Here is a 17,102-nt window from a genome sequence, read left to right as displayed (position 1 = left end):
CGGCGGGCCGGGCGCGGGCCGAAAGGGACGGCCTAGACGTAGCGTTCGAGGATCGAGGACTCCGCGAGCCGCGACAGGCCCTCGCGGACGCTGCGGGCGCGGGCCTCGCCCACGCCGTCCACCGCCTGGAGGTCGTCCACGCTGGCGGCCAGCAGTTTCTGCAGCCCCCCGAAGTGCTCCACCAGGCGCTCGATGATGGCCCCCGGCAGCCTCGGCACCTTCGCCAGCAGCCGGTAACCCCGCGGCGACACCGCCGAGTCCAGGGTCTCGGGCGAGCCGGTGTAGCCGAGGGCCTTCGCCACGATGCCCAGCTCCAGCAGCTCCGGGTGGGTCAGCGCGTCCAGTTCGGCCAGGGCCTCGTCCACGGTGCGGGAGCGCTTCGCCGTCGGCTCCGGCACGTAGTCGCGGATGACCAGCTCGCGCTCCTGCTCGATGCCGACGGTCAGTTCGTCCAGCTGGAGCGACAGCAGCCGCCCGTCCGTGCCCAGTTCGACCACGTACTCGGCGATCTCCGTCGCGATCCGGCGCACCATTTCCAGCCGCTGCGCCACCGCCGTCACGTCACGGACCGTGACCAGGTCCTCGATCTCCAGCGCCGACAGCGTGCCGGCGACCTCGTCGAGCCGCAGTTTGTACCGCTCCAGCGTGGCCAGCGCCTGGTTCGCCCGCGACAGGATCGCCCCGGACTCCTCCAGGACCCGCCGCTCCCCGTCCACGTACAGCGCGATCAGCCGCATCGACTGCGAGACCGACACCACCGGGAAGCCGCACTGCTTGGAGACGCGGTCGGCCGTGCGGTGGCGGGTGCCCGTCTCCTCCGTGTGGATCGACGCGTCCGGAACCAGCTGCACGCCGGCCCGCAGGATCTTGGTGATGTCCTTGTCGAGGATGAGCGCGCCGTCGAGCTTGCACAGCTCGCGCAGCCGGGTCGCGGTGAACTCCACGTCCAGCACGAACCCGCCGGTGCACATGGCCTCGACGCTCTTGTCCATGCCGAGGACGATCAGCCCGCCGGTGTTCCCGCGGACGATGCGTTCCAGCCCGTCGCGCAGGGGCTGACCAGGTGCGACCGCGCTCAGCGAGGCGCGCATCATGGCCTCCTGCCTGGCCGCCGCGCCCGACTTCCCGGATGCTGCTGCCCCGTCCTTGGCTGCCACTGCACTCCTCCGGTTGCGGGTTGCGCCGCCTGCGTACGGCCGGGCGGACCAGCACAAAGTCTACCGGCGCGCGCTGCGGCCCCGCCGTGGCTTGCCCAGGTAGGCCCGGGGGGAGCCCCACAGGGCTCCCCTGACCAGGCATCCGTCCGCCGCCCGGGGCGGCCCGGGCGCCCGCGCTCGCGCCGCCCGGGCCGCGCGGCGCCGGGCCGCCGGCTACTCGGCGGGGCGCTCCTTGGCCGCGGCCCGGGACCGGCCGCGCGGCAGCACGCGCAGGGCGTCGCCCATGTCGGCCACCTCGATCACCTTCATCCCGGCCGGCACCCGGCCCGGGTCGGCCGGCACCAGCGCGTGCGTGAAGCCCAGCCGGTGCGCCTCCGCCAGCCGCCGCTGTACGCCCGTCACCCGCCGGACCTCGCCGGCCAGCCCGACCTCGCCGATCGCGACCAGGTTCTTGGGCAGCGGCACGTCACTGGCGGCCGAGGCCAGGGCCAGGGCGATGGCCAGGTCGGCGGCGGGCTCGGTGAGCTTCACCCCGCCCACGGTGGCGGAGTAGATGTCGCGCTTGCCGAGTGCGGTGATCCGCCCGCGCTGCTCCAGCACGGCCAGCATCATCGACACCCGCGAGGTCTCCAGGCCCGAGGTGGTGCGCCGGGGGGAGGGGATCTGCGAGTCCACGGTCAGCGCCTGCACCTCGGCGACCAGCGGCCGCTTGCCCTCCAGGGTCACGGTCAGGCAGGTGCCGGGGACGGCCTCCGCACGCCGGGTCAGGAACAGCCCGCTCGGATCGGCGAGCCCGGTGATCCCCTCGTCGTGCAGCTCGAAGCAGCCGACCTCGTCGGTGGCGCCGTACCGGTTCTTGATGCCGCGCACCAGCCGCAGCCGGGCGTGCCGGTCGCCCTCGAAGCTCAGCACCACGTCGACCAGGTGCTCCAGCAGCCGCGGGCCGGCGATGGCGCCGTCCTTGGTGACGTGGCCGACGAGCAGGGTGGACATGCTCCGTTCCTTGGAGGCCCGGATCAGCGCCCCGGCGACCTCGCGCACCTGGGCCATGCCGCCGGGCGCGCCGTCGATCTCGGGGGAGGCGACCGTCTGTACGGAGTCCAGGACGAGCAGGGAGGGCTTCACGGCGTCGAGGTGCCCGAGCACCGCCGACAGGTCGGTCTCGGCGGCGAGGTAGAGGTGGTCGCTGAGCGCGCCGATCCGGTCGGCCCGCAGCCGCACCTGGCTCGCCGACTCCTCGCCGGTGACGTACAGGGTGCGGTGCGCGTCGCTGGAGGCCTTCGCCGCCACGTCGAGCAGCAGCGTCGACTTGCCGACGCCGGGCTCCCCGGCGAGGAGCACCACGGCGCCGGGCACGAGCCCGCCGCCGAGCACCCGGTCCAGTTCGTCCACGCCGGTGCTGCGGGCCGTCGCCGTCCGGCCGTCTACCTGCGCGATCGGCACCGCGGCGGTGGAGACCCGGCCGGCGGCGGTGGTGCGCACGGCGGGTGCGCCCATCTCCTCGACGGTGCCCCACGCCTGGCACTCGGGACACCGCCCGAGCCACTTCGCGGTCGTCCAGCCGCACTCGGTACAGCGGTAGGACGGCCGGTCCTTGGCGGATGAACGAGCAGTGCGGGCAGCCATGCGCCCACGGTATAGGCCGGCACCGACAGGGCCGGGGGCGCGGTGCGGCGTCCGGGCCCCCGCCCGGGGCCGCGCGGGGACGCCCGCGTCAGGGCGGCTGTCAGCACGGCGACGATCCGTTCACCCATAAGGACTAAAAGCGCTGAAGGGTTCCGGGCCGTCGCCGGTGTGCCGCCTACGGTCGCCAGGTGAACAGCAGCAACCAGGCACACCCCTCATCGCGCACCGGCGCACACCGGGCGCACAGGCGCACGCCTTCCGGTTCCGGGGGTTCCGCGGGCCCGGCCGCCGGCAGTTCCGGTTCCGGTCGCACGGCAGCCGGTTCCGCTTCCGGTCCGGGCCCGGTCGGCTCGGCGGGCCCGGCCGGCGCCGCGGAGTTCACGCTCCGCGAGCCGCCGCAAGCCCCGCCCTTCCGGCACGAGCCCTACCTCGACGGGCTGTTCACCTACTGCCTGTCGGTGCTGTGCGACCACGACACGGCCACCGACGTGCTGGGCGACGCGCTCGCCGTGGCCGAACGGCACCCCGGCCGCTGCCCCGACGAAGGGGCCCGCCGGGCCTGGCTCTACGCCCTCGCCCGCTGGAGCTGCCTGCGCCGCCTCGCCGCACAGCGGCGGTCCCGGCACTCCGCCCGCCGCGCGGAGCGCACCGCAGGCGCCCACGCGCCCGGCGCCGCCGGCCCCGGACCGGACGCGGGCGCCGCCCCGGCCGGCACGCGCACCCTCGACGTGAGCGCGTACCGCCGCACCGAGCTGGCCCGGCTGGCCTGGCCGGAGGCCGCCGGGACCACGCCCGAGCAGCGCGAGGCGCTCGAACTCGCCGTCCGCCACCGCCTCGGAACGGGCGAGCTCGCCGCCGTCCTCGGCACCTCCGCGGCGGCCGCCCGGGAGCTGCTGACCGGCGCCGCCTGCGAGGTGGAGCGCACCCGGGCCGCGCTCGCCGTCGTGGAGACCGGCGGCTGCCCCAGCGTGTCCCGGCTCACCGGCGACGGCCAGGTGCTGCTGTCCACCACCCTGCGCGCCGAACTCGTCCGGCACGTCGACGACTGCCCCCGCTGCCGCCGCGTCGCCGAACGCGTCGGGGCCGCGGACCCCTGGCCCGGCTCCGGCGGCGCCACCGCCGCGACCGCGCTCCCGCTGGTCGCCGCCCCGCGCACCGCCGTCCACGCGGCGATGCTCCGCTCCGGCCGCCGCGGCGGCGGGCCCGGCCCGCGCTTCGACCGCACCGGCTTCCCCATGGACCCCAAGGACCACGCCGCCCGGCGCGACCGGCTGCGCTCCCGCGCCGTCACCACCACCGTGGTCGCCACCGTCGTCGCCGCCCCGGTGCTGGCCCTGTGGGCGGCCTACCGCGCCGCGCCCAGCACCGGCGAACCCGTCGGCGGCGCCGCCCGCATCTCCGCGAGCGAGTCCGAGATCCCGCCGCCGCGCACCGAGGGCCGGCCGCTCGCCGCGTACGAGAACACCGGCAACGCCGACACCACGGCCGGACCGGGCTTCGCCCCCGGCAGCACCGACCCCGACGTCTTCGTCGAGGTGATCAGCACCGGCCCGCCGGCCGCCCCCGACGCGGACCGGCCGGGCGCCCCCGGCCGTCTGGCCGTCGCCGCCTCCGCGCAGGGCCCGACCACGCTGCTCACCCTGACGGCCTCCGGCGGCGCTCCGGTGGACTGGCGGCTGTGGTCCGACGCCCCGTGGCTGCGGGCGAGCCGGACCGCGGGCACGCTGGCCCCGGGAGAATCGGTCACCCTGCGCATCACCGTGGACGCCGCGGCCCAGCCGGTCGGCGCCTGGTCGGCCCGGGTCGGGGTGGACCCGGCCGGCGCGGTGATCTCCGTCCAGGGCCGCGGCCGCCCCGCCACCACGGCCGCTCCGACCCAGCCCCCGACGCGTCCGCCGTCCCCCTCGCCCGACCCGGCCGGCCCTTCGCCCACACCGCCGCAGCCGACGCCCTCGCCGACGGAGCCCACGATCCCGCCGCCGTCGCCCACCCCGACGCCGACCCCGACGGAGGGCGGCGGCACCACGGACGCCCCGGCCCCGTCCGCGAGCGAACCGGGCTAGGCCGGGCGTACGGGGTCCGCCGGGTGCGGGGCCATCGGCAGCAGGGAGGCCAGCCGCGCCTCGCAGAGCTTCACCAGCTCCTCGTACCCCTCCTTGCCCATCAGCTCCGTCAGCTCCGGGCGGTACGACACGTACACCGGGTCGCCGGCGCCGTGCGCGGAGGTGGCCGAGGTGCACCACCAGTGGAGGTCGTGGCCGCCCGGGCCCCAGCCGCGGCGGTCGTACTCGCCGATCGACACCTGGAGCACCCGGGTGTCGTCGGGCCGGTCGATCCAGTCGTAGGTGCGGCGCACCGGCAGCTGCCAGCAGACGTCCGGCTTGGTCTCCAGCGGCTCGCGGCCCTCGCGCAGCGCCAGGATGTGCAGCGAGCACCCGGCCCCGGCGGCGAAACCGGGCCGGTTCTGGAAGATGCAGGACCCCTCCCAACGGCGGGTCTGCCGCTCCCCGTCGTCGTCGACCTGGGTCCAGCCGCTCTCGCTGCCGACGCCGTGGAACTGCCACAGCTCCGGCGTCAGCCGGGCCACGTGCTCCGCGACGCGCTGCTCGTCCTCCTCGTCGGAGAAGTGCGCCCCGAGCGTGCAGCAGCCGTCGTCCGCCCGGCCGGCCTGGATGCCCTGGCAGCCGCTGCCGAAGATGCAGGTCCAGCGGGACGTCAGCCAGGTCAGGTCGCAGCGGAAGACCTGTTCTTCATCGGCGGGGTCGGGAAACTCCACCCAGGCGCGGGGGAAGTCGAGCCCCTTCTCGTCGGCCACGACCACGACCTTGCCGGTCCTGTCGCTCTTGGCGCTCCGGTCGCCGGCCTTGCCCTTGCCCTTGTCCTTGCCCGCGTCCTTCTTCGACCGGGTCGTGTTGGCCTTCTTCGTATGTGGCACAAACCCAAGCCTAAGCGCCCCTTACCCACCCACCGCGCCTTGGCCGCAGTAGCGTTTCCCCCTATGAGACTCGGTGTCCTCGATGTGGGTTCGAACACGATCCATCTGCTGGTGGTCGACGCGCACCCCGGCGCGCGTCCCCAGCCCGCCCACTCGCACAAGGTGGAACTGCGGCTGGCGGAACTGCTCGACGAGCACGGAGCCGTCACTCCGGCCGGGGTCGAACTGCTCGTCTCGGTCATCGCCGGGGCGGTCCAGGCCGCCGAGGACAAGGGCTGCGAGGACGTCCTGCCCTTCGCGACCAGCGCCGTGCGCGAGGCCACGAACGCGGACGAGGTCCTGGCGCGGGTGAAGCACGAGACGGGCATCGACCTGCCCGTCCTCAGCGGCGCCGACGAGGCCCGGCTGACCTTCCTCGCCGCCCGCCGCTGGTTCGGCTGGTCGGCCGGAAAGCTGCTGGTCCTCGACATCGGGGGCGGCTCGCTGGAGATCGCGTACGGCATCGACGAGGAGCCGGACGCGGCCGTCTCGCTACCGCTGGGTGCGGGCCGCCTCACCGCGGGCTGGCTCCCCGGCGACCCGCCGGACGGGGCCGACGTCCGGGCGCTCAGGCGGCACGTGCGGGCGCGGATCGCACGCTCGGTCGGCGAGTTCAGCCGCTTCGGGGCCCCCGACCACGTGGTCGCGACGTCGAAGACGTTCAAGCAGCTGGCCCGCATCGCGGGCGCGGCCCGCTCGGCGGACGGGCTGTACGTGCAGCGCGACCTCAGCCGCAAGTCCCTGGAGGAGTGGGTCCCGCGCCTCGCCGCGATGACCACGGCCCAGCGCGCGGCCCTGCCGGGCGTGTCGGACGGCCGCGCGAACCAGATCCTGGCGGGGGCCCTGGTCGCGGAGGGGGCCATGGACCTCTTCGGCGTCGAGGAGCTGGAGATCTGCCCGTGGGCCCTGCGGGAAGGGGTCATCCTGCGCCGGCTGGACCACCTGCCGGCGCCGGTGGTGACCTAGGTCGTCTCTTTCGGATCGTGCCGCTTGAGCCCGCGTCGTCCGGTGCCGTGCATCGGCGCCTCGGCGCCTCGGCGGGACGCCGGAGTACTGGACGTACGTGGTGTTCCGCCAAGGCGGCGGGGTGCGGTGCCGGGCGGCGCGGGTCAGGCAAGATCCGGAAGAGACGCCCCAGCGGCACCCGGCCGGCCCGGTGCCCGCGGCCCCGCCCGCCCCGCCTCCGCACGCCCCGTACCCTGTCTCCGTGGCAGAACCAGTCCGTGTCCCGACAGCGAAAGTCGCCCTCTCCACCGCCTCCGTCTATCCGGAGTCGACGGCGACCGCCTTCGAGATCGCCGCGCGCCTCGGGTACGACGGCGTCGAGGTGATGGTCTGGACGGACCCCGTCAGCCAGGACGTCGACGCCCTGCGCCGGCTCTCCGACGACCACGGGGTCCCGATCCTCGCCGTGCACGCGCCCTGTCTGCTGATCACCCAGCGGGTGTGGTCCACCGACCCGTGGACCAAGCTCCTGCGGGCCCGGGCCGCGGCCGAGCGGCTCGGCGCGTCCACGGTCGTCGTGCACCCGCCCTTCCGCTGGCAGCGCCAGTACGCGCGGGACTTCGTCACCGGCATCTGGCGGATGGCAGACGAGAGCGACGTCCGCTTCGCGGTCGAGAACATGTACCCCTGGCGCTACCGCGACCGCGAGATGCTCGCGTACGCACCCGAGTGGGACGTCACCAAGGACGACTACCGGCACTTCACCGTCGACCTCTCCCACACCGCGACCGCCCGCACCGACGCCACCGCGATGATCGACCGGATGGGCGACCGGCTCGCCCACGTCCACCTCGCCGACGGCAACGGCTCCGCCAAGGACGAGCACCTCGTCCCCGGCCGCGGCACCCAGCCCTGCGCCGAGCTGCTGGAGCGGCTCGCCCGCACCTCCTTCGACGGGCACGTCGTCATCGAGGTCAACACCCGGCGCGCGATGTCCTCCGCCGAGCGCGAGGCCGACCTCGCCGAGGCCCTGGCCTTCACCCGCCTGCACCTGGCCGCCGCACCCGCCGCACCGCCCGCGCCCCCCTCCCCGCGCTCCCGGGCGCGCCGCCCGTGACCGAGCCGGCGAAGCGGCGCCGCGGCCCCGGCCGGCCCCGCCAGGACGAGGCAGAGGAGGGCCCCGGCACGCAGGAGCTCATCCGGCTGGCCGCCCGCTCGGAGTTCGCGGCGCGCGGCTACGACAAGACCTCCGTGCGCGGCGTCGCCAAGGCCGCCGGCGTGGACCCGGCCCTGGTCCACCACTACTTCGGCAGCAAGGACGACCTGTTCGCCGCCGCCGTCGAGGCCAGCCTGGAACCGGCCCTGGTCATCCCGGACCTGCTCGGCGCGGACCCGGACGGCATCGGCGAGCGGCTGGCCCGCTACTTCCTCGGCGTGTGGGAGGATCCGCTCACCCGCACCCCGCTCCTCGCCGTCCTGCGCTCCGCCCTCACCCACGAGGCGGCCGCCGCGGTGCTGCGCCGGCTCGTGCTGCGCCGCCTGCTGGAGCGGGTGGCGGCCGACCTCGACGTCCCCGACCCGACGTTCCGCGCCGAGCTCGCGGCCTCGCACATGGTCGGCATCGCGGTCCTGCGCTACGTCGTCCAGGTCGAGCCGCTCGCCTCCGCGGACCCGGAGGCGATCATCAGGCTGGTCGCCCCCACGCTCCAGCGCTACCTGACCGAAGAATGACCCCCCGGTCCCGCCATCCGGACACCCTGTCCGTATCGCGGGCGAGGGGCGTAGCCTCGTAACTGAATTCCTATCTACAGTCGCGGCCGGCCCCCGGGCCAGCCGCATCCATGGGGAGTGAACCCGATGCCCGAGCTGAGGTCCCGCACCGTCACCCACGGCCGCAACATGGCGGGCGCACGCGCCCTTATGCGTGCGTCGGGCGTAGCGAGCGAGGACATCGGCAAGCCGATCATCGCGGTCGCCAACTCCTTCACCGAGTTCGTCCCCGGCCACACGCACCTGGCCCCGGTCGGCCGCATCGTCTCCGACGCGATCCGCGCCGCCGGCGCCATCCCGCGCGAGTTCAACACCATCGCGGTCGACGACGGCATCGCCATGGGCCACGGCGGCATGCTCTACTCGCTGCCCTCGCGCGACCTGATCGCGGACAGCGTGGAGTACATGGTCGAGGCGCACTGCGCCGACGCCCTGATCTGCATCTCCAACTGCGACAAGATCACCCCCGGCATGCTGATGGCCGCGATGCGCCTCAACATCCCGGTCGTCTTCGTCTCCGGCGGTCCGATGGAGGCCGGCCAGGCCACCCTCGTCGACGGCACGGTCCGCAAGCTCGACCTCATCGACGCCATGGTCGACGCCTCCAACGAGAACGTCTCCGACGAGGACGTGCTGCGCATCGAGGAGAACGCCTGCCCCACCTGCGGCTCGTGTTCGGGCATGTTCACCGCCAACTCGATGAACTGCCTCGCCGAGGCCATCGGCCTGGCCCTCCCCGGCAACGGCTCGGTCCTCGCCACGCACACCGCCCGCAAGGCCCTCTACGAGGACGCCGGCCGCACCGTCGTCGAGATCACCAAGCGCCACTACGAACAGGACGACCACTCGGTCCTGCCGCGCTCGATCGCGACCCGCGAGGCCTTCGAGAACGCGATGGCCCTCGACATCGCCATGGGCGGCTCCACCAACACGATCCTGCACCTGCTCGCCGCCGCACAGGAGGCGGGCCTCGACTACGACCTCACGGACATCGACGAGGTCTCGCGCCGCGTCCCGTGCCTGTCCAAGGTCGCCCCGAACGTGGCCCCCGGCGGCACGTACTACATGGAGGACATCCACCGCGCCGGCGGCATCCCCGCCATCCTCGGCGAGCTGCACCGCGGCGGACTCCTCAACAAGAACGTCACCAGCGTCCACTCCGACGGCCTGGAGGACTGGCTCGCCGAGTGGGACGCCCGCTCCGGCACCGCCTCCGACGTGGCCATGGAGCTGTGGCACGCGGCCCCCGGCTGCCGGCGCTCCGCCACCGCCTTCTCCCAGTCCGAGCGCTGGGACACCCTCGACCTCGACGCCGAGGGCGGCTGCATCCGCTCGGTGCAGCACGCGTACTCCAAGGACGGCGGCCTCGCCGTGCTGCGCGGCAACATCGCGGTCGACGGCTGCGTCGTGAAGACGGCCGGCGTCGACGAGTCGATCTGGACGTTCGAGGGCCCGGCCGTCGTCTGCGAGTCGCAGGACGAGGCCGTCGACAAGATCCTCCGCAAGGAGATCAAGGCGGGCGACGTCGTCGTCATCCGCTACGAGGGCCCGCGCGGCGGCCCCGGCATGCAGGAGATGCTCTACCCGACCTCCTTCCTCAAGGGCCGCGGCCTCGGCAAGGTCTGCGCCCTGGTCACCGACGGCCGCTTCTCCGGCGGCACCTCGGGCCTGTCCATCGGCCACGCCTCCCCGGAGGCCGCCTCGGGCGGCACCATCGCGGTGGTCGAGGACGGCGACCGCATCCGCATCGACATCCCCAACCGCTCCATCGAGCTGCTGGTCGACGACGCGACCCTCGCCGCCCGCCACGAGGCCCTCGGCGGCGTGTACGCCCCGAAGGACCGCGAGCGCAAGGTCTCCGCGGCCCTGCGCGCCTACGCCGCCATGGCCACCAGCGCCGACAAGGGCGCGGTCCGCGACGTCTCCCTCCTGGGCTGACCACCGCACCCCCGCGACCGGAGACCTGCCCCGCCCCAGCGCATCGGGCGGGGCCGGTCCGCGTCCACGGCCCTTGCGCGCGGCGGACCGGGCGGTTCCGTCACCAGGCGCCCGGCCGGTCGGCGTCCACGGAGAACACCGACCCGTCCGGCGCGCTCCCGAACGCCCGGCCGCCGCCGACCGCCGGCGCGGGGACCGTGGCGGTGAAGGCCCCGGCCCCGGTGCCCATGCGCGGACGCGTCTGCCCGAGCAGCCGGCCCGCCGCGGCGTCCACCGCGATCAGCCGCCCGTCGGCCGCCATCAGGTAGAGCCGGCCGCCGTCCACCACCGGCCGGGACGCCGCGGACACCGCCGTCTCCAGCCGCCAGGCCTCCTTCTCCGGCCCGACCGCCGTCAGCGCCCCCGAGACGCCCATCACGTACACCAGCCCGTCCGGCCCCACCGCCGCCTCGGCCTGCAACTGCGCCACCGACAGCCTGGTCCGGTGCACGGCCCGGCTCTCCAGGTCGACCCGTACGACCGCGTGCGTCAGCGACTGCGCGTCCCCGGCCAGCAGGTGGAGGCCGCCCTGCGCGACCCCGACCGGGTCGAGCATCCCCGACGCGCGCAACTGCCAGCGCACCGCGCCGGAGGCCGGGTCGATCGCCGAGACCTGAGAGGACGACCCGTCGGCGGAGTGCGTCGACACGTACAGGTCGCGGTTCTGCGCACCGTCCGCGGGATCCGCGAACCACGAGGAGCCCGCCCCGCCCAGCCGCTTGCTCCACCCCGCGGCCCCGGTCGCCGTGTCGTACGCCGTCACCGTCCCGTCGAGCGCCGCCACGAGCACCCTGGACCCGGCCGGCAGCACCCGCGCGCCCGGCGGGAGTTCCTTCGTCCAGCGCTCGGCGCCGCCCTCCGCGTCCAGCGCCCGGAGCAGTCCGCTGCCCGCGGCCACCGTCAGGACGAGACCGCCGGCCGGCAGCGGCGCCACGGCGACGGCGCCCGGCGTACGGGCCCCCGCCCCCGGCGTCGGCACCGACCAGGCCACCGCCCCGTCGGCCGGGCTCACCCGGGCCGCCGCCAGGCCGGGCGCCGAGCAGTACAGGGCGGCCGCCGCCCAGGCGCACGCGGCGGCGGCATTGCCCGGCCCCCGCGTCCCCACCGCGGTGGACCACGGCGCGGGCGGGGCGGGCTGGGCCCCGGCCGCCGCACCGGCCACAGCCCCGGCGCCGGGCGGTCGGGTGCCCGTCGCGCCGCCCGTGCCCGACCAGGCGTACCCGCCGGCGGCCCCGCCCGCCAGCAGCAGCCCGAGTCCCGCCGCCGCGACCAGCCGGCCGCGCCGCCCGGGGCGCGGCCCGCCGGCCGGCACGCGTACCCGGCGGTGCGTGGTCTCGTCGGCGGCCGGACCCGGCTCGGCGCGCGGCCGGCGCGGCTGCGGGACGAAGGCGCGGGTGTCCTCGCCGGCGGTCGGGTACGCGGCGGCCCGCAACTCGCCGAGCAGCGCGTCGGGAGTGGGCCGGTCGGCGGGGTCCTTCGCGAGGCAGCGCGCGATGACGGGCACCAGGACGTCGGGCACACCGGTCAGATCGGGCTCGTTGTGCACGACCTGGTAGGCGACGAGGTAGTGGCTGTCGGAGTCGAAGGGCCCCCGGCCGGTCGCCGCGTGCACGAGCACGGCCCCCATCGCGAACACGTCCGCGGCCGGCCCCACCTCCCTGGGCCGCTGGAACTGCTCCGGCGCCATGAACGGCGGCGTCCCGATGAGCTTGCCGGTCTCGGTGCGCAGGTCGCTGTCGACCGGCCGGGAGATCCCGAAGTCGATGACCCGGACCCCGTCCGCGGCCATCAGCACGTTGCTGGGCTTGAGGTCGCGGTGCACCACCCCGGCCCGGTGGATGTCCCGCAGCGCCTCGGCCAGCCCCGCCCCCAGCCGGCTGGCCTCGGCCGCGTCGAGCGGCCGTTCCCGCACCCGCTCGGCGAGCGTCGGCGCGTCGATGAAGAGGGTGGCCATCCACGGCCGTTCGGCGTCCGGATCGGCGTCCACGACGGGCGCGGTGAACGCCCCGCTCACCCGCCGGGCGGCCGCGACCTCCTGCCGGAACCGGGCCCGGAACTCGGGATCGACCGCGTGCTGCGCGTGCACGACCTTGACGGCGAGGCGCAGCCCGGAACCGGAGGTGGCCAGATGTACCACCCCCATGCCACCGGAACCCAGTACGGATTCCAGCCGGTACTGACCGGCGTACTCCGGAAAACCGGCCCGTTCCGCGCGCAGTGGATGCACTGCCGACCACCCCCGCCGGAGCCTAGTCGATGGCGCATAAGGATCGGTAAGGGCCTGCTACCCTGCGCGAGTTGCAGAGCGTCATGCTCAAGGGGGGAAACTTTTCATGTCGATAGACGACGAATTGCACCAGTCACCGGCCCAGGCCCTCGCGGGGGAGTCCGGCTACCGCAGCTACCCGATCGCACCGGGCACCCAGCTCAACGTGCGCAACGGCCCCGGCACCAACTACGCGGTGGTCCGCACCCTGCCCATCGGCGCCGTGGTCACCATCCGCTGCCAGTGCCCCGGAACCACGGTCTCGGGCCCGTACGGCACGACGAACCTCTGGGACTGCGTCGGGAACGGCCAGTTCGTCTCGGACGCCTACGTCAAGACGGGCAGCGACGGCTACGTGGCCGCCCCCTGCGGCTAACCCCACCCACCCGAACCACCCCGACCCCGCCGACGCCCTCGGCGGGGTCGGACCATCTTCAGCCCCGCCCGCCCCCTCGGCGGGCCCGGCCGTCCCAGCCCCGCCGGCGTGTGAGGCGCGGGTCCGGGCGGAGCCCGGTGCCCGGCGGAGCCGGGGTGCTGCGGGCCGGCCGGCGGGGTCCGCCACGCGAGACGGGCCCGGGCGGAGCCACCCGGCGGGGGATAATCGACGGTGTGAGCGACGACCAGCGAGACCAGCCCCCCACCCCGGCGCCCCAGGCCGCCCCCGGCGGCCCCGAGCCCGAGCCGATCCGTTTCTTCGGCACCACCTGGGTGAAGCACGACGGCGGCTACGCCGCCCGCCGCGCCGGCGTCGCCCTCGGCTCCCTGGCCGCCGCCGTCATCGGCGCGTACCTGCTCCGCTTCGCCTACGAGGGACTGGAGATCGGCAACGTCGGCCCCTTCCTCAGCATCTCCGTCGTCGTCCTCTTCGCGATCGCGAGCTCCATCGCCTTCGCCAAGACCTGGGAGTCCTTCAGCCGCCGCCCGGCCCCCTCCTCCGACGAGGCCGCGCTCAAGGGGCTCAAGGCCATCGGCTTCATCGGCTCCCTCATCGCCTACTTCCTGCGCACCTTCGTCGAAGCCCCCGGCGAGGACCTGCGCCGCGCCGAGTACGAACGCGCCATGGCCGAGTACGCCCGCCGCCGCGGCGCCCGTACCGGCAACCCGGCCGCGCGGCGCCCCAAGCGCAAGAAGTAACCGGCCCGGCGGGCACCACCGCCGCGTTGACGCCCGGGCACCTCCGGGCGCATTATTCATCACATGATGAATAACTCGCAGGAGGCGGCCGCGGAGCCCGCCGTCCGCGCCCACGGCCTCACCGTCCGCCGCGGCACCGGCCGCACCTCCCGGACCGTCCTCGACGCCCTCGCCTTCGACGTCCCGCGCGGCCGCATCACCGGCCTCCTCGGCCCCTCCGGCTGCGGGAAGTCCACCCTCCTGCGCGCCGTCGTCGGCACCCAGGCCCACGTCACCGGCACCCTCGACGTCCTCGGCCGCCCCGCCGGCCACCCCGCGCTCCGCTCCCGCATCGGCTACGTCACCCAGGCCCCCTCCGTCTACGACGACCTCACCGTCCGGCAGAACCTGGACTACTTCGCCGCCGTCCTCGACCCCGGCCGCCCCGCCGCCGCCCGCCGCCGCGAGGCCGTCGCCCGGGCCGTCGCCGACGTCGACCTCACCCCCCGCGCCGACGCCCTCGCCGGCAACCTCTCCGGCGGCCAGCGCAGCCGCGTCTCCCTCGCCGTCGCCCTGCTCGGCACGCCCGAACTGCTGGTCCTCGACGAACCGACCGTCGGCCTCGACCCCGTCCTGCGCCGCGACCTGTGGGCCCTCTTCCACCGGCTCACCGCCGTCCGCGGCGCCACGATCCTGGTCTCCTCCCACGTCATGGACGAGGCCGAGCGCTGTCACGACCTGCTGCTCATGCGCGAGGGCCGCATCCTCGCCCACGGCACCCCCGACGACCTGCGCACCCGCACCGGCGCCGGCACCGTCGAGGAGGGTTTCCTCCGTCTGGTGGACGCAGCGAACGCCACCACCGCACCCACCACCGCGACCCTCCAGGAGAACCGGCGATGACCACCCCGGCCCCCGCGCCCGCCCCGGCCCCCACCCTGTCCCGCAACGCCCCGCTCAGCGCCGCGCGCACCGCCGCCACCGCCGTCCGCGTCCTGCGCCAGCTCCGCCACGACCCGCGCTCCATCGCCCTGATGCTGCTGGTCCCCGTCCTGATGCTGACGCTGCTCCGCTTTGTCTTCGACGGCGACCGGCGCACCTTCGACGGCATCGGCGCTTCCCTCCTCGGGATCTTCCCCCTCATCACGATGTTCCTGGTGACCTCCATCGCCACCCTCCGCGAGCGCACCTCCGGCACCCTGGAACGCCTCCTCGCCCTGCCGCTCGGCAAGGGCGACCTCATCGCCGGCTACGCCCTCGCCTTCGGCGCCGTCGCCGTCGTCCAGTCCCTGCTCGCCACCGGCCTCGCCCTGTGGCTCCTCGGCCTCGACGTCGTCGGCTCGCCCTGGCTGCTCCTGCTGGTCGCCCTCCTCGACGCGCTCCTCGGCACCGCCCTCGGCCTGTTCGTCTCCGCCTTCGCCGCCTCCGAGTTCCAGGCCGTCCAGTTCATGCCGGCGGTGATCTTCCCCCAGCTGCTGCTGTGCGGACTGTTCGCGGCCCGCGACACCATGCACCCGGTCCTCGAAGGGCTCTCCGACGTGCTGCCCATGTCGTACGCCGTCGACGGCATGAACCAGGTCCTCACCCACACCGACACCACCGCCGCCTTCGTCCGCGACGCCGTCGTCGTGGCCGCCTGCGCCCTGCTCGTCCTCGCCCTCGGCGCGGCCACCCTGCGCCGCCGCACCCCCTGACGCCCACGGACCGGACACCCGCCCGCCCGCGGCCCCCCGGGTGCGAGGATGAGCACGTCTCCGCAGTACGCGTGCTCCACAGTTCGGCGAGGTGAATCGGGCATGACCCAGACAGTCGCAGTCCTCGGTACCGGCAAGATCGGCGAGGCCCTGCTCAGCGGCATGATCCGCGGGGGCTGGCCCGCCTCGAAGCTGCTCGTCACCGCCCGCCGGCCCGAGCGCGCCGAGGAGCTCACCGCCCGCTACGGGGTCGAGGCCGTCTCCAACGCCGAGGCCGCCAAGCGCGCCGACACCCTCATCCTCACGGTCAAGCCGCAGGACATGGGCAAGCTGCTGGACGAGCTCGCCCCGCACGTCCCGGCCGACCGCCTGGTCGTCAGCGGCGCCGCCGGCGTGCCGACCTCGTTCTTCGAGGAACGGCTCGCCCCCGGCGCCCCGGTCGTCCGCGTCATGACGAACACCCCCGCCCTCGTCGACGAGGCGATGTCCGTCATCTCGGCCGGCAGCCACGCCACCGCAGCCCACCTGCGGCACACCGAGGAGATCTTCGGAGCCGTCGGCAAGACCCTGCGCGTCCCGGAGACCCAGCAGGACGCGGCCACCGCCCTCTCCGGCTCCGGTCCCGCCTACTTCTACTTCCTCGTCGAGGCCATGACCGACGCCGGCATCCTCCTCGGCCTGCCCCGCGCCCAGGCCCACGAACTGATCGTCCAGGCCGCCATCGGCGCCGCCGTGATGCTCCGCGACAGCGGCGAGCACCCGGTGAAGCTCCGCGAGGCGGTCACCTCCCCGGCCGGCACCACCATCAACGCGATCGTGGAGCTGGAGAAGCACGGCGTGCGCGCGGCCCTGATCGCCGCCCTCGAAGCGGCCCGCGACCGCAGCCGCGAACTCGCCACCGGCAACAGCTGACCCAGCGGCACGCGCGTCCCGGTGCGGTACGGACCCCCGACCGCACCGGGACGCGCCACCGGGTCACCGGTCCAGCAGCCCGATGGCCGCGTACGCCCGGTCCACCACCGGCCGCGCGAGCGCCCGGGCCCGCCCGGCCCCGTCCCGCAGCACCCGTTCCACCTCACCCGGATCGGCCGCGAGCTCCGCGTGCCGCTCGCGCACCGGCCGCAGCAGTTCGACCACCGCGTCCGCGACGTCCCGCTTCAGCGCGCCGTACCCCTGGTAGCCGTCGGCGAGCACCTTCGGATCGCCGCCCGTGCAGGCCGCCAGGACGTCCAGGAGGTTGGCGCTCCCGGGCCGTGCCTCCCGGTCGTGGACGACACCGCCCTCCCCGCTGTCGGTGACGGCCCGCATGACCTTCCTGCGCACGACCTCGGGTTCGTCCAGCAGGTAGACGATGCCGGCGGTGTTCTCGTGGGACTTGCCCATCTTCGCGGTCGGGTCCTGCAGGTCCATGACCCGCGCGGCCACGGCCGGGTGCGTGGCCTTCGGCACGGTGAAGGTGTGCCCGTAGCGCTGGTTGAACCGCACGGCGAGGTCGCGGGTCAGCTCGACGTGCTGCCGCTGGTCCTCGCCCACCGGCACCTCCTGCGTCCCGTACGCCAGGATGTCGGCGGCCATCAGCA

General features: G+C 75.0%; 15 protein-coding genes (1 of these 15 running past the window's edge). 10 read left to right on the top strand and 5 right to left on the bottom strand.

Annotation, left to right across the window (positions count from 1 at the left end; translation table 11 throughout):
* Positions 1-32: 32 nt before the first annotated feature.
* Positions 33-1,157: a DNA integrity scanning diadenylate cyclase DisA gene (gene disA, locus CP968_RS14925; RefSeq protein ID WP_150518478.1), complete on the bottom strand. Its 1,125-nt coding sequence runs from the start codon at positions 1,155-1,157 to the stop codon at positions 33-35.
* Positions 1,158-1,370: 213 nt separating this feature from the next.
* Positions 1,371-2,783, bottom strand: a complete 1,413-nt coding sequence (gene radA, locus CP968_RS14920) for a DNA repair protein RadA (protein ID WP_150518477.1) — start codon at positions 2,781-2,783, stop codon at positions 1,371-1,373.
* Between the two features lie 188 nt (positions 2,784-2,971).
* Here radA and CP968_RS14915 point away from each other — a divergent pair, with 188 nt between their 5' ends.
* Complete coding sequence (locus CP968_RS14915) at positions 2,972-4,846, top strand: BACON domain-containing protein (RefSeq protein ID WP_150518476.1); 1,875 nt, start codon at positions 2,972-2,974, stop codon at positions 4,844-4,846.
* On the opposite strand, the gene CP968_RS14910 is transcribed toward CP968_RS14915, so the two are convergent.
* Positions 4,843-5,604 carry a DUF3109 family protein gene (locus CP968_RS14910; RefSeq protein WP_229886754.1) on the bottom strand — a complete coding sequence of 254 codons (762 nt, stop codon included), beginning with the start codon at positions 5,602-5,604 and terminating at the stop codon, positions 4,843-4,845. The two genes, CP968_RS14915 and CP968_RS14910, sit on opposite strands and share 4 nt — an antisense overlap.
* Positions 5,605-5,781: 177 nt before the next feature.
* Between CP968_RS14910 and CP968_RS14905 the strand changes: the two genes are divergently transcribed.
* From CP968_RS14905 to ilvD, 4 genes are all read left to right on the top strand, one after another.
* On the top strand, positions 5,782-6,723 hold the full coding sequence (locus CP968_RS14905; RefSeq protein WP_150518474.1) for a Ppx/GppA family phosphatase: 942 nt from the start codon (positions 5,782-5,784) through the stop codon (positions 6,721-6,723).
* A 241-nt stretch (positions 6,724-6,964) separates the two neighbouring features.
* Positions 6,965-7,819: a sugar phosphate isomerase/epimerase family protein gene (locus tag CP968_RS14900; RefSeq protein ID WP_150518473.1), complete on the top strand. Its 855-nt coding sequence runs from the start codon at positions 6,965-6,967 to the stop codon at positions 7,817-7,819.
* Positions 7,816-8,433, top strand: coding sequence for a TetR/AcrR family transcriptional regulator (locus CP968_RS14895; protein ID WP_150518472.1), 618 nt, complete (start codon positions 7,816-7,818; stop codon positions 8,431-8,433). Before CP968_RS14900 ends, CP968_RS14895 begins: the two co-directional genes overlap by 4 nt.
* 126 nt (positions 8,434-8,559) lie before the next feature.
* Entirely contained in the window at positions 8,560-10,410 is a 1,851-nt protein-coding gene (gene ilvD, locus CP968_RS14890) for a dihydroxy-acid dehydratase (RefSeq protein WP_150518471.1), read from the top strand.
* 100 nt (positions 10,411-10,510) lie between these two features.
* On the opposite strand, the gene CP968_RS14885 is transcribed toward ilvD, so the two are convergent.
* Positions 10,511-12,676, bottom strand: coding sequence for a serine/threonine-protein kinase (locus CP968_RS14885; RefSeq protein WP_268253298.1), 2,166 nt, complete (start codon positions 12,674-12,676; stop codon positions 10,511-10,513).
* Positions 12,677-12,782: 106 nt separating this feature from the next.
* On the opposite strand from CP968_RS14885, the gene CP968_RS14880 reads away from it, so the two are divergent.
* From CP968_RS14880 to proC, 5 genes are all read left to right on the top strand, one after another.
* Entirely contained in the window at positions 12,783-13,091 is a 309-nt protein-coding gene (locus CP968_RS14880) for an SH3 domain-containing protein (RefSeq protein WP_150518469.1), read from the top strand.
* Positions 13,092-13,324: 233 nt separating this feature from the next.
* Positions 13,325-13,849 (top strand): hypothetical protein, encoded by a 525-nt coding sequence (locus tag CP968_RS14875; protein WP_150518468.1) that lies wholly within the window; start codon positions 13,325-13,327, stop codon positions 13,847-13,849.
* A gap of 63 nt (positions 13,850-13,912) precedes the next feature.
* The gene (locus tag CP968_RS14870) at positions 13,913-14,731 is read left to right on the top strand and encodes an ABC transporter ATP-binding protein (protein ID WP_150518467.1); all 819 of its coding nucleotides are present in this window, start codon (positions 13,913-13,915) and stop codon (positions 14,729-14,731) included.
* Positions 14,728-15,522: an ABC transporter permease gene (locus CP968_RS14865; protein WP_150518466.1), complete on the top strand. Its 795-nt coding sequence runs from the start codon at positions 14,728-14,730 to the stop codon at positions 15,520-15,522. Before CP968_RS14870 ends, CP968_RS14865 begins: the two co-directional genes overlap by 4 nt.
* 102 nt (positions 15,523-15,624) lie before the next feature.
* Positions 15,625-16,434, top strand: coding sequence for a pyrroline-5-carboxylate reductase (gene proC, locus CP968_RS14860; RefSeq protein ID WP_150518465.1), 810 nt, complete (start codon positions 15,625-15,627; stop codon positions 16,432-16,434).
* A gap of 63 nt (positions 16,435-16,497) precedes the next feature.
* Here the strand turns inward: proC and trpS are convergent, their stop codons facing one another.
* A protein-coding gene (trpS, locus tag CP968_RS14855; protein WP_150518464.1) for a tryptophan--tRNA ligase crosses the window boundary here: on the bottom strand, positions 16,498-17,102 show its 3' portion. Its footprint extends 394 nt past the window's final position; 605 of the gene's 999 nt are visible here — the last part of the coding sequence; its start codon lies off the right edge, out of view — the gene reads right to left on this strand; its stop codon occupies positions 16,498-16,500.

The sequence above is a fragment of the Streptomyces subrutilus genome, from assembly GCF_008704535.1.
Lineage (GTDB): Bacteria > Actinomycetota > Actinomycetes > Streptomycetales > Streptomycetaceae > Streptomyces > Streptomyces subrutilus.
The sequence above is the reverse complement of the archived record's forward strand: the minus strand, read 5'-3'. Positions and strand labels throughout refer to the sequence as shown.